This window comes from Roseovarius sp. MBR-79 (assembly GCF_053628555.1).
Genome location: NZ_JBRJGP010000001.1, coordinates 23,751 through 38,402, shown reverse-complemented (window position 1 = coordinate 38,402; position 14,652 = coordinate 23,751). Strand labels below are relative to the sequence as shown.

The 14,652-nt window shown below is 67.7% G+C and carries 15 protein-coding genes; 4 read left to right on the top strand and 11 right to left on the bottom strand.

Features of this window, described 5'->3' with window-relative positions:
* Positions 1-52 precede the first annotated feature (52 nt).
* The 7 genes from ACSSV8_RS00200 to rimO all read right to left on the bottom strand — a co-directional run bounded on the left by ACSSV8_RS00200 (position 53) and on the right by rimO (position 5,370).
* Positions 53-811 (bottom strand): TIGR02186 family protein, encoded by a 759-nt coding sequence (locus ACSSV8_RS00200; RefSeq protein WP_454281300.1) that lies wholly within the window; start codon positions 809-811, stop codon positions 53-55.
* The gene (locus ACSSV8_RS00195; RefSeq protein WP_354539762.1) at positions 808-1,728 is read right to left on the bottom strand and encodes a sulfite exporter TauE/SafE family protein; all 921 of its coding nucleotides are present in this window, start codon (positions 1,726-1,728) and stop codon (positions 808-810) included. Before ACSSV8_RS00195 ends, ACSSV8_RS00200 begins: the two co-directional genes overlap by 4 nt.
* Positions 1,729-1,864: 136 nt before the next feature.
* Positions 1,865-2,266 carry a GNAT family N-acetyltransferase gene (locus ACSSV8_RS00190; RefSeq protein ID WP_454281134.1) on the bottom strand — a complete coding sequence of 134 codons (402 nt, stop codon included), beginning with the start codon at positions 2,264-2,266 and terminating at the stop codon, positions 1,865-1,867.
* A complete protein-coding gene (gene tsaB, locus ACSSV8_RS00185) occupies positions 2,256-2,825 on the bottom strand; it encodes a tRNA (adenosine(37)-N6)-threonylcarbamoyltransferase complex dimerization subunit type 1 TsaB (protein ID WP_454281299.1) in 570 nt (189 codons plus the stop codon). The genes ACSSV8_RS00190 and tsaB overlap by 11 nt, the downstream gene beginning before the upstream one ends.
* On the bottom strand, positions 2,812-3,375 hold the full coding sequence (locus ACSSV8_RS00180; protein ID WP_354539764.1) for a NifU family protein: 564 nt from the start codon (positions 3,373-3,375) through the stop codon (positions 2,812-2,814). Before ACSSV8_RS00180 ends, tsaB begins: the two co-directional genes overlap by 14 nt.
* A gap of 99 nt (positions 3,376-3,474) precedes the next feature.
* Positions 3,475-3,930, bottom strand: coding sequence for a universal stress protein (locus ACSSV8_RS00175; protein ID WP_354539765.1), 456 nt, complete (start codon positions 3,928-3,930; stop codon positions 3,475-3,477).
* Between the two features lie 66 nt (positions 3,931-3,996).
* Complete coding sequence (gene rimO, locus ACSSV8_RS00170; protein ID WP_454281298.1) at positions 3,997-5,370, bottom strand: 30S ribosomal protein S12 methylthiotransferase RimO; 1,374 nt, start codon at positions 5,368-5,370, stop codon at positions 3,997-3,999.
* 106 nt (positions 5,371-5,476) lie between these two features.
* Here rimO and ACSSV8_RS00165 point away from each other — a divergent pair, with 106 nt between their 5' ends.
* Positions 5,477-7,420: an AsmA family protein gene (locus ACSSV8_RS00165; RefSeq protein ID WP_454281133.1), complete on the top strand. Its 1,944-nt coding sequence runs from the start codon at positions 5,477-5,479 to the stop codon at positions 7,418-7,420.
* A 45-nt stretch (positions 7,421-7,465) separates the two neighbouring features.
* Positions 7,466-8,662: a class I SAM-dependent methyltransferase gene (locus ACSSV8_RS00160; protein WP_454281132.1), complete on the top strand. Its 1,197-nt coding sequence runs from the start codon at positions 7,466-7,468 to the stop codon at positions 8,660-8,662.
* Here the strand turns inward: ACSSV8_RS00160 and ACSSV8_RS00155 are convergent.
* Both ACSSV8_RS00155 and ACSSV8_RS00150 read right to left on the bottom strand, forming a co-directional pair.
* Complete coding sequence (locus tag ACSSV8_RS00155) at positions 8,638-9,804, bottom strand: geranylgeranyl reductase family protein (protein ID WP_454281131.1); 1,167 nt, start codon at positions 9,802-9,804, stop codon at positions 8,638-8,640. The two genes, ACSSV8_RS00160 and ACSSV8_RS00155, sit on opposite strands and share 25 nt — an antisense overlap.
* A 4-nt stretch (positions 9,805-9,808) precedes the next feature.
* Positions 9,809-10,264: an Lrp/AsnC family transcriptional regulator gene (locus tag ACSSV8_RS00150; protein WP_354539769.1), complete on the bottom strand. Its 456-nt coding sequence runs from the start codon at positions 10,262-10,264 to the stop codon at positions 9,809-9,811.
* 119 nt (positions 10,265-10,383) lie between these two features.
* Here ACSSV8_RS00150 and ACSSV8_RS00145 point away from each other — a divergent pair, with 119 nt between their 5' ends.
* Positions 10,384-11,430 carry a Glu/Leu/Phe/Val family dehydrogenase gene (locus ACSSV8_RS00145; RefSeq protein ID WP_454281130.1) on the top strand — a complete coding sequence of 349 codons (1,047 nt, stop codon included), beginning with the start codon at positions 10,384-10,386 and terminating at the stop codon, positions 11,428-11,430.
* A 55-nt stretch (positions 11,431-11,485) separates the two neighbouring features.
* A complete protein-coding gene (locus ACSSV8_RS00140) occupies positions 11,486-12,415 on the top strand; it encodes an orotidine 5-phosphate decarboxylase (RefSeq protein ID WP_454281129.1) in 930 nt (309 codons plus the stop codon).
* 6 nt (positions 12,416-12,421) lie between these two features.
* Here ACSSV8_RS00140 and ACSSV8_RS00135 read toward each other — a convergent pair whose 3' ends face one another.
* On the bottom strand, positions 12,422-13,387 hold the full coding sequence (locus ACSSV8_RS00135; protein WP_454281128.1) for an ABC transporter ATP-binding protein: 966 nt from the start codon (positions 13,385-13,387) through the stop codon (positions 12,422-12,424).
* Positions 13,384-14,373, bottom strand: coding sequence for an ABC transporter ATP-binding protein (locus ACSSV8_RS00130; protein ID WP_454281127.1), 990 nt, complete (start codon positions 14,371-14,373; stop codon positions 13,384-13,386). Before ACSSV8_RS00130 ends, ACSSV8_RS00135 begins: the two co-directional genes overlap by 4 nt.
* Positions 14,374-14,652: the final 279 nt, after the last annotated feature.

Sequence of the window (14,652 nt, the reverse complement as noted above, 5' to 3'; positions counted from 1 at the left end):
TTTTGGCGCAATTCCGGGCCGAAATGGTCCATCGGCCCTGTCTGAAATTTCCTTAACCCCGGCGCAGCAGCTGAAACGCCGCCGAGGCCCCCCATCCCGCCGCGATCGCGATGGCAATCGACAGAAGGCCATAGACCAGCGGCTGCTCGCGCGAGAGCGTGAAGAGCCAGCGTTCCAGCCCGACCTTGTGCACGTCGATGGCCGTCTCGAATTGCGACACGACCCGCCCCTCGCGCGTGAGGAAGATGCGCGTGGGATAGATGCCCTCGGTCAGGTTCGCAGGCAGCCGGATCGCGGTGCGGAACAGCGTCTGCTCGTCGAGAGCGACAGTGTTTTCCAAGAGTTGATAGGCGTCCTGCCCGCGCCGGATGCGAATGAGCGCCTCGGTGAAATTCTCGACATCCTCGGCCATGCTGGCCGCGCCCACGGAGCGTATCGCGCGCGGGATCGACACGCGGTGGCGCAGGTCCTCGGTATTGGTCAGAACCTGATCGAGCGGCCCGGTGGTGGCGACGGCGTAAAAGGTCGGGGCCGCATCCAGCCGCACCTCGTCGGTATTGACCCAGATGCCGAAGCGCCGATCCTTTCGCCGCACGCTCACCGGCAGGGATGGTCCCGCCACGGTGATCACCACGTCGAGCGGGATATCGGGAATCGCGACCTCGCGCTTGACCGCGCCGAACACAAGGATTTCCGACCCCTCGAAGGTGGCCGTGATCGCCACCTTGTCGCTCGACAGGCCCAGAACCACCTCTTCTGCCTTCAGGGGGAGGGCGGCAAGGCACAGGGCAAGCGCCAGCAGCCGCATCAGTGCCCCCCGCCCGCGCCGGAAGCAATGGAATAAAGCTCTGACGGCATCAGCAGCAGGTCAAGCGCCAGCTTGCCGCAGACCGCGAGCACCATGATCGCCAGAAGAATGCGCAACTGCTCTGCCCGCAGCCGCGTGCCGATCATCGCCCCGATCTGGGCCCCGATCACCCCGCCGACGAGCAGCAGGACCGCAAGCGCGATATCGACGGTGAAGTTGGTCGTGGCGTGCAGCAAGGTGGTAAAGGCGGTCACGAAAATGATCTGGAAAAGCGAGGTGCCCACGACCACCTTTGTCGGCATCCCAAGGATATAGATCATGGCCGGGACCATGACAAAGCCACCGCCCACCCCCATGATCGCGGCCAGGATGCCCACGCTCACGCCCACGATCATCGGCGGAATGATCGAGATATAAAGGCCCGAGGTTCGGAACCGCATCTTGAGCGGCAGGCGATGCACCCAACCGTGTTTCTTGCGCTTGGGGGCCACGCCGCGCCGGGTCTGGCGGATCGCGCGCAGGCTCTCGACGAACATCATCGCGCCGATCACACCCAGAAAGACGACATAGCAGAGCTTGACCAGAAGATCGACCTGACCCAGGGATTTCAGGTAGTTGAAGATGACCACACCGATCGCGGCCCCGATCAGCCCGCCGACAAGCAGCACCGTGCCCATCCTCAGATCGACTGTCTTGCGCCTCAGATGCGCCAGCACGCCCGAGAATGACGAGGCCACGATCTGATTGGCCTCGGTCGCCACGGCGACGGCGGGCGGGATGCCGATGAAAAAGAGCAGCGGCGTCATCAGAAAGCCGCCGCCGACGCCGAACATGCCCGACAGAATTCCCACGATTCCGCCAAGTCCCAGAAGCAGGAAGGCGTTGACCGATACCTCGGCGATGGGAAGGTAGATCTGCATGAATATCCATAGCCTTATCTGCGCGGGTCACGCAAGCGGGCGACGGCTGCGCGGGGCCTGGCGGGCGATCAATTCTTGTTATACGGATTCAGGTTTCGTGATTGCCGAAACTGTCGGGCGGGCGGCGCTTGCCGGATCACAGGTGCTTTTGCATCACCACGGCCGTGCGCCCGCCGGGGTAATAGCCCTCCCGCCGGGCGGTTTGCGCAAACCCGGCACCGGCATAAAGCGCCAGCGCCGCCGCGTTGTCCTCGGCCACCTCGAGGAACGCCGTTTCGGCACCGCGCGCGCGCGCCTCGGCGGCAAAGGCGCACAGGCAGGCGCGGGCGTGGCCCTGACGGCGATGGCCGGGATCGGTCGCCAGCGTGAGCAATTCCGCCTCATCCGCGATGACACGGCCAAGGGCAAAGCCGCGCGCATCGCCACTGACAAAGACATGGGGCGAGGCCAGCAGCGCGGCAAACTCGGCCGCCGACCATGCGCGCCCCTGACCGGCAAAGGCGCGGGCATGGGTGTCGGCCAATGCCTCAGGCGTCATCGAGAAGGGCCGGCGGCGCGTCGCGGGCAGGCGCGGCATCGGCGGGGCGCAGGTAGAGCGGTGCGGGCGGCGGGCTGTCGTTTGGCGCGTCTTGAGCAATCCGTGCAATGGCCTGGGCGAGAAGGGCGGGCGCAGGCGGCCAGAGCGGGTCCGCCACGCTCTCGACCGGCAGAAGCGCCGGGGTGGCGACATGCACCATCCCGTGCGGGGCCGGGACAGCGGGCGTGCCGGCCCCCCCCCCGGCACGGATCGCGTCAAATGTGCTCACACCGATGGCGGGTATGTCGAGCGCCAGCGCGAGGCCACGCGCGGCGGCGACGGAAATGCGGATGCCGGTGAAATTGCCGGGTCCGATACCCACGCCGATGCGGGCAAGGTCGCGCCATGTGACGCCGCCCTCGGCCAGCACCTCCTCCAGAAGCGGCATGAGGCGTTCGGCCTGCCCGCGCCCCATCTCCTCGGCGCGCGTCACCAGCACACGCCCGCCGCCAAGCAAAGCGGCCGCGCAATGCGCGGCCGATGTGTCAAAGCCCAGAACGAGGGGGTCAGATCCCGACAGGGCGCACCTCGGTCACTTCGGGGATGTAGTGACGCAGCAGGTTCTCGATCCCCATCTTGAGCGTGATCGTGGACGAGGGGCAACCTGCGCAGGCACCTTGCATATGAAGGTAGACGACGCCGCGCTCGAACCCGTGAAAGGTAATGTCGCCGCCATCCTGCGCCACGGCAGGGCGCACGCGGGTATCAAGCAACTCCTTGATCTGGTTGACGATCTCGGAATCCTCGCCGCTATGCGCGGCATGGCCCGAGGCACCGCCGCCCTCGCCCGACATGACCGGCTGGCCGGATTGGTAATGCTCCATGATGGCACCCAGAATGGCCGGTTTCACATGGTCCCATTCGGTCGCTTCCGCCTTGGTGACGGTGACGAAGTCATTGCCGAGAAACACGCCCGTCACCCCGGGCACCTTGAAGATGCGTGTCGCCAGCGGCGAGGCATCGGCCCCCTCTGCGCTCGGGAAATCGGCCGTGCCCGTGCCAAGCACCGCCTGACCGGGCAGGAATTTGAGCGTGGCCGGATTGGGGGTGGATTCGGTCTGGATGAACATGGCAACGCCCCTTTTTGTTCGCTTCTTGAGATATGCGCGCCGCGGTGCCCCGAGTCAAGGTTTGGAACGGTTCTAAACTCTGTCCGCTCAGGTGCCCGCTCAGGTGATTGCCTCAAGCCGTTCCTTGGACAGGTCGCCGGGCACGATGGTGATCGGCACCGGCAGCGTGCCCGCGTTGCGCGTCAGTTGGGTGACAAGCGGGCCCGGCCCCTTCTTGCTTGAGGCGGCCCCAAGAACGAGCACGCCGATGTCCGGGTCGTCCTGCACATGGGCGATGATCTCGGGCACGGCCTCGCCCTCGCGGATCACAAGTTCGGGGTCGATGCCCTGCTTGTCACGCATCCACTTGGCAAAGACCTCGAAATGCGCCTCGATGCGCTCGCGCGCCTCCTGCCGCATGAGATCGCCGACACCGATCCAGTGGTTGAACTCCTCGGGCGCGATCACCGACAGGATCGCCACCCCGCCACCGGTATGGGCAGCGCGCATCGCGGCGAACCGCATCGCGTTGAGACATTCGCGGCTGTCGTCGAGCACCACCAGAAACTTGCGCATGATCCGATCCCCTCAGGCGCGCATCATGACGCGGAACGCGCGGCAGGGCAACAGAGGTGATGGGTCTCAGACGAGCACGCCCCAGAGGTCATAATCTCCGGCCTCGTCCACTTCGACGGTGACCATATCGCCGACACTCAGCGCCTCGGTGCCCTCGTCGATGAAGAGATTGCCGTCGATCTCGGGCGCATCGGCCTTGGTGCGGCAGGTGGCCACGCCATCCTCGTCGATATCGTCCACGATCACCGCTTGTCGGGAGCCAACCTTCGCCGCAAGTTTATCCACGGAAATGGCCTGCGCCCTTTCCATGAAGCGATCCCAGCGGTCCTGCTTGATCTCTTCGGGCAGATGATCGGGCAGGGCGTTGGAGCGGGCCCCGGCGACGTCCTCGTATTTGAAGCAGCCGACCCGGTCGAGCTGCGCCTCATCGAGCCAATCCAGAAGTGTCTGGAATTCCGCCTCGGTCTCGCCGGGATAGCCCACGATGAAGGTCGAGCGCAGGGCGATGTCGGGACAGATGGCGCGCCATGCGGCAATCTCGTCCAGTGTCCTGGCCGCCGCCGCGGGCCGCGCCATGCGCCGGAGCGTGTCGGGATGGGCGTGCTGGAAGGGAATGTCGAGATAGGGCAGCACCAGCCCTTCCGCCATCAGCGGGATGAGGTCGCGCACATGCGGGTAGGGGTAGACGTAATGCAGCCGGACCCAGGCGCCCAATGACCCCAGACCGCGCGCCAGATCGGTGATATGGGCGCGGTGGCCGTTCGCTTCGGCGTGTTTGATATCGACGCCGTAGGCGGAGGTGTCCTGGCTGATGACCAGAAGTTCGCGCACGCCGCTTTCAACCAGCTTTTCAGCCTCGCGGATCACCGCATGAGCGGGGCGGCTGACCAGACGCCCGCGCATGTCGGGGATGATGCAGAACTTGCACTTGTGGTTGCAACCCTCTGAAATCTTGAGATAACTGTAATGGCGCGGGGTCAGGCGCACGCCGGAGGCGGGCAGCAGGTCAATGAACGGATCGGGCGAGGGCGGGACCGCCAGATGCACGGCATCGAGAACCTGTTCATATTGATGCGGGCCGGTCACGGCCAGAACGCGGGGGTGCGCCCCGGTGATATAGTCAGGCTCTGCCCCGAGGCAGCCGGTGACGATCACACGACCGTTCTCGCGCAGCGCCTCGCCGATGGCCTCAAGGCTTTCGGCCTTGGCGCTGTCGAGAAAGCCGCAGGTGTTGACGATCACCGCATCGGCGCCCGCGTAATCGGGCGAGATGCCGTACCCCTCGGCGCGCAGGCGCGTGAGGATGCGCTCGCTGTCAACAAGCGCCTTGGGACAACCGAGCGAGACCATGCCGATCCTCGGCTGGCCCTCGCGGGCCATCTCGGGCAGGCGCGCGCGCGGCGCGAGGTCGGGGCGAAGATCGGGCGGGTTTTGCGACATGAGGCGCGATATAGCGGTCACGACCGCGCGCGGGAAGGGCAAAAGCGGTTGCCGTCCGGGGGTCGCCGGCCCTAGACTCAGGGGGGCTGGCAAGAAGGGGTGTCTCATGCGGTGGATCGTGCGGTTGATGGGGCTTGTGGCGGTGCTCGCGGCCTTTGTGCTGGGGGCGCTGTTTTTCCTGCCCGGAGAACGGATCGCCAGGATCGCCGCCGAGCAGATCACCAAGGCCACGGGCCGCACCGTCACCATGAGCGGCGAGACGCGGCTGAGCCTTTATCCGGTGCTGGGTGTCTCGACCGGCGCGGTGGAGATCGCCAATGCGGACTGGTCCGACAGGGGTCCGATGCTGCGCGCCGAAAGCTTCAAGCTGGGCGTCGATCCACGCGTGCTTTGGGGCGGGGATATCCGCATCACCGGGCTGGAGGCGGTCAATCCCGAGATCCGGCTGGAGCGCGCCGCCGACGGGCGCGTGAACTGGGCGCTTGGTGTCGAGGGGGTGGCCCCCTCGGGGCAGTCCGAGGCGGGCACGCCGGCGCAATCCAAGCGGCTTGGCCTGACGCTCGACCGGGCGCTGATCACCGGCGCGCGGCTCTCGCTCATCGATCACGGCACCGGCGAGGTGCAGGAAATCTCCGATCTCGATCTCGATCTGCGCTGGCCGGACTATGACGGCACCGCGACGCTCAAGGCCGCATTCCGGCGCGGCGGCGGGCCGGTGGCGGTCTCGGGTCATCTGGATGAGGTGGGCGCATTTCTCGACGGCGGGGTGACCGGGGTTTCGGCCACGCTCTCGGCGGGGGGCGGTTCCGTGGCCTTTGCCGGGCGCGCGGGGCTGCGCCCCGAGGCGCAGGGTCGGCTTGATCTCGATATCGGCGACACGGGCGCGTTTCTGGCGGCACTTGGTGTCGGCGGCGTGGATCTGCCGCAGACTCTCGGGCAGAGCGTCAAGGGCCGTGCCGACCTGACGGTGACCGAGGGCACGCAGGTGGCGGTGCGCGACATGGCGCTTGGCCTTGGCGGCAACAGCCTGAGCGGGGCTGTCGATCTTGACCTTTCGGGCGACGTGCCGCGCTTCAACGCGCAACTGAACGCCGGTGCGCTCGATCTGTCGAAACTGGCCGGGGCGGATCAGACCGGCGGAGGTGGCGGCAGCGCCTCGGGCTGGTCAACCGAGCGGATCGACGCAAGCGGGCTGGCGGCCGCCAATGGCGAGATGGCCCTTGTCGCCGAAAGCGTCAATCTGGGCGATCTGAAACTGGGCAAGACCCGTGCGCTGATGACGCTTGATCGGTCGCGCGCGGTGTTCGAGCTGCGCGAGGTGCGCGCCTATGACGGGCTGGTGACCGGCGAGTTCGTCGTCAACAACCGGTCGGGCCTGTCGGTGGGTGGCACGACGCGGGCCGAGGACATCAACCTCGAGCGGTTCCTCGCCGATGCGATGGGGATCACGCGCTTCGCCGCCTCCGCCTCGGGGGAGGTCAGTTTCCTCGGGGCGGGCGCGTCGGTCGATGCGATCATGAAAAGCCTCAGCGGCAAGGGGCGCGCGGCCACCGGGCGCGGCGTGATCTCGGGCTTTGATCTCGACCGGCTGATGCGGTCGGGCGATGTGACGGGCGGCACGACGATATTCGACGCGATGAGCGCGTCCTTTACCATGGAGGGCGGCAACCTCCTCAATCAGGATCTGGCGATGACACTGCCGCTGGCGCGGGCCGAGGGCCGGGGGCGCATCGGACTTGGGGCGCGCGATATCGACTATCTCTTCACCCCGGTGCTGCTCGAGGGGGAGACCACGCGCGGTTTTGCCATTCCGGTGCGCATCAAAGGGTCATGGGACAACCCCAAGATCACGCCCGATCTGGAAAAGGCGCTCGAGATGAACCTCAAGGCCGAGCGCGAGGCGCTGGAAAAGGAGGCCGAGGAACGACTGGAACGCGAGGTGCAGCAGCGGCTTGGCGTCACCCCCGAGGAGGGCCAGAGCACACAGGACGCGATCCAGCAGAAGATCGAGGACAAGGCGATCAAGAAGCTGCGCAAGCTTTTCGACTGAGGGGCGGGAGTTGAGTATTTTCGGAACGATGAACCGGGGCGCGCAATGAGCGGGGTCCGCGCGCAATACGAGGCCTATCCCTATCCGGCGCGCGATCCCGAGGACGAGCGCAAGCGGCTGATCACCGGCTCGCCCTCGCATGTGCTCGAGGTGGATCATTTCGTGTTTCAGGGCGCACGCGACTGGTCAAGGCCCCTGCGCGTGCTGGTGGCGGGCGGCGGCACCGGCGACGCGCTTGTTCAACTGGCGCAACAGATGACGGATGCCGGGCGGGTGGCCGAGATCATCTATCTGGATCTCTCGACCGCGTCGCGCGCCATCGCCGAGGAACGGGCGCGGGTGCGGGGGCTCACGGGGATAGAGTTCGTGACCGGCAGCTTGCTGGACGCTGCCGAGTATGGTGCGTTCGATTATATCGACTGCTGCGGGGTGCTGCATCACCTGCCCGACCCGGCGGCGGGGTTTCGTGCGTTGCTGGCGGCGCTGGCACCGGGGGGCGGGATGGGCTTCATGGTCTATGCGCCCTATGGCCGGTCAGGCGTCTACCCGTTGCAGGAGGCATTCGGAACCCTCTTCGAGGGCATGGCCCCCGAGGCGCGGCTGAGGGCTGCGAAGAAACTGGTGGCGGGTTTGCCCGAGGGGCATCCCTTTGCCTGCAATCCCAATCTGGGCGATCACAAGCAGAGCGACGCGGGGTTCTACGACCTGCTGTTGCATTCACAGGACCGCGCCTTTGACGTGGCGGCGCTGATGGCGATGCTGGAAGGGACGGGCTGGCACCTGTCGGGCTTTACCATGCCCGCGCTCTACGATCTGGCGCGGATTGCCGACGCGCCCGCGCCTCTCGATCCGGTGGCGCGCATGGCGGTGGCCGAGAAGCTCAACGGCACGATCAAGACCCATGTGGGCTATGCCGTGCGCGCCACCGAGGCGCGCGGCCCCGCGAAAGGCACCAACCGGGCGTTGGTGCCGCATCTCAAGGGCGCGCGCGCCGCCGATCTGGCGCGCGCGGTGGCGGCGGGCCAAGGCCCGAAGCTGGGGTTTGGCGGGTTGAACGCGCGGCTGACGCTGCCGCGCGAGGCCGCGCGCCTGATCGCGGCGGTGGACGGGCGGCGCAGCCTGAGCGAGATTGCGCAGGCCACCGGCACCGACCCGTTGGCGATGGGGGCGCTCTGGGCGCGGATCGAGCGGGAATTGGGCGATTACGGGCTGATGCTCTATTCCTCGATCCTGCGGCGCTGAAGCATGGTGAGGCCAAAGCGCGGCAGGCGCAGCGCGAGCCGCCAGAGGATGCCCGAATACTCCGCCTCGCCGGCCATCTGCGCAAGAAACATCCGCCGCAGCGTGGTGGAGCGGGCGAAGGCATGGGCAAAGGCCGGTTCGGTCGCGGGCAGATAGAGGAGCGGGCGCAGGAGCCGGGCCATCCGCAGATCGCGGTGCAGCGGGCGCAGCGCCGTGCTGTAGAGCGTGATCGCCGTGTCGGGACGACCACGGCCAAGCGCGTCGACGGCTGCGTGTGCTGCCATGCCGCCACTGGCCATGGCATGACCGATCCCCTCGCCGGTGATCGGATCCACGAGCCCCGCCGCGTCGCCCGCAAGCAGCACCGCGCCGCGACCGGGATGGGCGCGCACATCGCCGAAGGGCAGGAACTGGCCCTTGAAACCGGCCTCGGGGACCTTCAGTCCGAGCATGTCGCAATAGGCGGCCATGGCGCGTTTCAGGTCGGGGTTTTTCCCCAGAAGGCCGCCCACGCCGATGGTGGTGGACTGCCGCTTGGGGAAGGCCCAGCCATACCCCCAAGCTGCGGCGGCAAGGTCGATGCGGATGGTGTCGCGGTCGATCTGCGGCGCGTCCGCCTCGATTTCCAGCCCGAAGCCGATGCGCGCGTGATCGAAGCTCTGGCCGAAAAGCGCGCGTGCGATCTGGCTGTTGACCCCGTCCGCACCGATGAGCACGCCGTAGCCGAGCACCGGGCCGGTGCTGAGGGTGAGGCGGCGCGTGGCGGTATCGAGCGTCGCCACACCCTGCCCGGTGAAGTCCTGCGCCCCGGCGCCAAGTGCCTGGGCGCAAAGTGCTGCATCCATCTCGCGGCGCATGGTGGCGCAGAGCGGGGGCGCATCGGCGATGACCCCGGCTGGGCGGCCGCGATGGTGGAACGCCACCACCGTCTTGCGCTCCTCGGGGGCAAAGGGCATGGGGTGTCCGAAGATATCGGCATAATGCGCACGTGCGCGACCGGTCACAAGGCCGCCGCAGAGCTTGTCGCGCGGAAATGTCTTGCGGTCCACGAGGGCCACGGAAAGCCCCGCACGCGCCGCACGGAACGCCGCCGCAGCGCCCGCGGGACCCGCCCCCACCACGATCACGTCAAAATGCACCATCGCCTCAGACCTCGGGCAGCGCATCGCGCCGGATCATGGTGCGCAGGGCAAAGCTTGACCGCAGGGCGCGGATGCCGGGCGTCTGCATCAGGCCATCCTCCAGAAACCGGTCGAAAGAGGTGAGGTCGGCGGCCACCACGCGCAGGAGAATATCGCGCGTGCCGGTCATGAGGTAGCATTCCATCACCTCGTCGAAGCGCCGCAGCCGGTCCTCGAAGGCGCGGATCGCGTCGCGGCTGTGATGTTCAAGCTCCACGAAAACGAAGATGTTGAGCGGCAGGCCGAGCCGCGCCTGATCGACGCGCGCGCCATAGCCGGTGATCACGCCGTCAGCCTCCAGCCGGGCAATGCGGCGCGCGAGCGGCGTGGGCGAAAGCCCCGCCTCGGTCGAGAGATCGGCGAGACGCGCGCGCCCGTCGCGTTGCAGCGCGGCGACGATCCTGCGGTCGATCCTGTCCATTTTTTCCAATTCTCCGGGCCTTCTTGGCGGAAATCCCCAAAACTCACGCCGAATTGAGCAAGGTTTGCAGTTTTTCGGCGCTGCTTTGCTTCTACCTTGGATGCAAGGAGGATTCCACCATGCTGACACGTCTGGCATCTGCCACCCATGAAGAAGTTTACCGCGTCGAGGATCGCGACAGCGGCCTTTGCGGGTTCATCGCGCTGCACTCCACCCGGCTTGGGCCGGCGGCGGGGGGCCTCAGGATGCGCGCCTATGAGAGCGACGAGGCCGCGCTTGCCGATGTGCTGAACCTTGCGCGCGGGATGAGCTACAAGAACGCGGCCGCCGGTTTGCCGCTTGGCGGGGGCAAGGCGGTGATCATGGGCGATGCGGCGCGCGACAAGACCCCCGCGCTCTTGCGGGCCATGGGGCGGGCCATTGATGCACTTGGCGGGCGCTACTGGACCGCCGAGGATATGGGCATGTCGCCCGAGGATATGGCCGAAATCGCGCGCGGCACGCGCTTTGTCGCGGGGCTCGACAGCGGGGCGCATGCCAGCGGTGATCCCTCGCCGGTGACGGCGCGGGGGGTGCTGGGGGCGATGCGCGCAGGCGCGGCGCGGCTCTGGGGCAGCGATGACCTCGCGGGGCGCACGGTGGCGGTGCAGGGGCTGGGCCATGTCGGCTGGCATCTGTGCCGGTTGCTTGACGAGGCGGGTGCGCGGCTGATCGTGGCGGATATGGACCCGGTGCGCGTGGCCGAGACGGTGCGCGCCTTCGGCGCGCGGGAGGTGTCGCCCATGGCGATCCACGCCGTTGAAGCGGATGTATTCGCGCCCTGCGCCATCGGCGGGGTGCTCAACGCGGCAAGCATCGCGGAGATCCGCGCGGCCATGGTCTGTGGTGCGGCCAACAATCAGCTGGCCACGCCCGAGGACGCGGACGCGCTCCATGCGCGCGGCATTCTCTATCTGCCCGATTACGTGGCCAATGGCGGCGGGATCATCAACGTGGCCGCCGAGATTCTGCGCATCGGCGACCGGGGGCCCTGGGTCGAGGAGCGGTTGGCGGCGATGCGCGCCACGATGGAGCGGCTCTTGGCGCGCGCGGCGGGCGAGGGGACAAGCCCCGCGCCGATGGCCGACCGCATGGTGGAAGAGGCGCTTCTGGCGCGTGCGGGATGAATTGAGGGGCGGGCGCGGGTCTGCTAGGCTGAAGGCTGATGCCGGAGGACCCGCCATGCGCCTGCTCTCGATGATCGGATTGATGGCCGCCCTTGGCAGTGCAGCGGCGGCATCGGAGGTGCGGCTGAGCGAGCACGTCACGCTGGCCCATGGCAGCTATGACATCGGTGGCGGCATGACCGTGGCGGCGGAGTTGCGGCGCACGGCAAGCGGCGGCACCGCGCTGTGCGGGGTCTGGGCAGAAAGTGCGGCGCTCGCCGCCGTAACCGTGGGAGAGGCGCGCCGGAGCCTGTCCCTGGCCAGCGTCTATGTGGACGGGCGGCGAACCGCGCAGGATCTGGGCTTCATGCCGAAGGTTGCGCCGCGCCTTGATTATGCGGGCGCGCCCGCAGTTTGCCGCCGCGTCGATCTGCCCTGGCGCGCGGGGCTTGTGCCCGAGGTGTTCCTGCCGCGCCGGACGATCCAGCCGGGAAACCGCGACACGCTCGGCAACCGGGTGGGGTTTCGCCAGACCGGCACGGGTGCGATGAGCGGCGCGCTCGAGGTGATCCCGCTGCTGCGCCGCCAGATCGGAACGGTGCCGCTCTCGTCGCTGGCGACGGTGGTGGAAGGGCGTTACAACAGCGGCGGCGGGCTGCGGCTGGCCGCCGAGATCGTTGCGGTGAACGGAGAGGCCGCGCTTTGTGGCGCGTGGTCGGACCTGCCGGTGCAGGTGGCGCAGACCGGGCCGCTGGGGCGTGCGGTTCTCGCGGAGGCGGCTGTGACACTCGGGCGGCAGCGTCTCGATGTCGATCCTGGCGCGTTCCGGCGGGTGCGGGCGCGCGGTGATTACACGGGTGCCACCGCGAATTGCCTGGCCACGGGCCTGCGCTGGACGCCCGAACTTGGGCGCGCGCGGCTTGGCATCGCCTTGCCGGACCTTGTGGTCTATCGCACCACCACGCCACGGGGCGCGCAGCTTATCCGCTTTGCCCCGCGCCGGTAGGGCGCGCTATTCCGCCAGATGACAGGCCACGCGCGCGCCGCCCAGTTTGCGCATCTCCGGGCGCTCGCGCCGGCAGCGGTCGACAGCGATGGGGCAGCGCGGGTGAAAGGCGCAGCCCGAGGGCGGGTTGATCGGGTCGGGGATCTCGCCCTTGGGCGGCTCGATCTCGCGGCCGAACCCGTCCATGCGCGGTGCTGCGGCAAAGAGCATTTGCGTGTAGGGGTGGCGCGGGCTGGTGAAAAGCTCTTCGCGCGGCGCTTCCTCGACCAGCCGCCCGAGATAGAGCACGCCGATCACATCGGCCATGTGCTGCACCACGGTCAGATCGTGGCTGATGAAAAGATAGGTCAGGCCAAACTCCTCGCGCAGGTCGCTCATCAGGTTGAGAACCTGCGCCTGCACGCTCACGTCAAGCGCCGAGGTGGGTTCGTCGCAGACGATGATGCGCGGCTCGGACGCCAGTGCGCGGGCGATGCAGATGCGCTGTCGCTGGCCACCGGAAAACTCGTGCGGGTATTTGTCGGCATCAATCGCCGCAAGACCCACCTGCTCCAGCAGCCGCTCGGCAAGGCCCTGCGTGTCGCCGCCCTGCACCGACACCGGCTCTTCGATGATGCTGCGCACCCGCCAGCGCGGGTTGAGCGAGGCGAAGGGATCCTGAAAGATCATCTGGATATCCGCGCGCACCCGCGCCACGGCCCCGGTATCATGCGAATTGGCCAGATCCACCCCGTCCACCTCGACCGCGCCCGACGAGGGCCGCAAGAGGCCCACCACCATCTTGCCGATGGTGGATTTGCCCGATCCGCTTTCGCCCACAAGCGCATAGACGGATTTTTCCGGCACCTCGAAAGAGACATCCGAAACGGCCGTGAGATGCGCCTTCGGCAGCCGCTCGATCACCCGGTTGAGCCAGGGTTTCGACACGTCGAAAACGCGGGTAAGGTTTTTCACCGAAATGAGCGCGCTCATGCCACGTCCTCGGCGGCGGAGTGTGTCAAAGGATGCCAACAGGCCGCGCGTCCACCGCAGCCCGTGACCGTGGGCGCAGGGTCCTGGAGGCATTGCGCATCGGCCCGCTCGCAGCGCGGGTGAAAGGCGCAGCCATCGGGCAGCGCATCGAGGCGCGGCATGGCACCGGGGATCTGCCGCAGGCGCTCCCGCCCGACGCTCGCCAGCGGGGTCGAGGCCATCAGCCCCGCCGTGTAGGGGTGCGCGGCGTTCTGGATCACCGCGCGCACCGGCCCGATCTCGGCCAGCCGTCCGGCATAGACCACCGCCACCCGGTCGACGGCCTCGGCGATCACGCCCATGTCATGCGTGACCAGCATCACCGCCAGCCCCCGCTCGCGGCAGAGCCGCCGCAGGAGGGCCACGATCTGCGCCTGCACGCTCACATCGAGCGCGGTGGTGGGCTCGTCGGCAATCACAAGTTCCGGCTCGGCGCAGAGCGCGAGCGCGATCACCACACGCTGCCGCATGCCGCCCGAGAACTCGAACGGGTAAGAGCCAATCCGCGCTTTCGCCGCCGGAATGCCCACCTCGTCAAGTGCGGCCACCGCGCGGCGCAGGGCCTCGGCCTCGGACACGCGAAGGTGCAGGCGGATCGTCTCCGAGAGCTGCTCACCCACCGTCAGGAGCGGGTTGAGCGAGGTGAGCGGGTCCTGAAAGATCATGCCGATCCGCTTGCCGCGAATGCGCCGCATCTCCTCGGTGGGCAGGTTGTCGATGCGCGCGCCCTTGAGGCGCACCTCGCCCCCGGTGATCCGCGCGGGACGCTCCAAGAGGCCGATGACGGCATTGCCGGTCATGGATTTGCCCGCGCCGGATTCGCCGACCACACCCAGCGTCTCGCCCGCCGCGATGTCAAAGCTCATCCCGTCCACGGGGCGCAGAACGCCGCGCCTTGTGGGGATTTCCACGGTGAGGTTTCGGACGGAGAGGATGGGGGTGGTCATGTGCGGCAAACCTTGGATTGTGCATATTTGGCGTGACGCTCAGGAATGCCGCGGACGGATCGTGATAACCTCGCAACAGGCCTGCACGGGTCGGCGGATACTGGACCCCGCGCGGAATCAAGGCGTGCTTGCACGCCGCCGCGCGAGCGCCCGACCGCCCCCTCGGGCGGGCGCTTTTGCAACGGTGCGATCCGCTCAACCGTCGAAGTATGTGGCACCATAAAGCGCGAACCAATTAGGTTGCTGCGCCCACCCGGCGGTCGGGCCCCCGCGCGACTA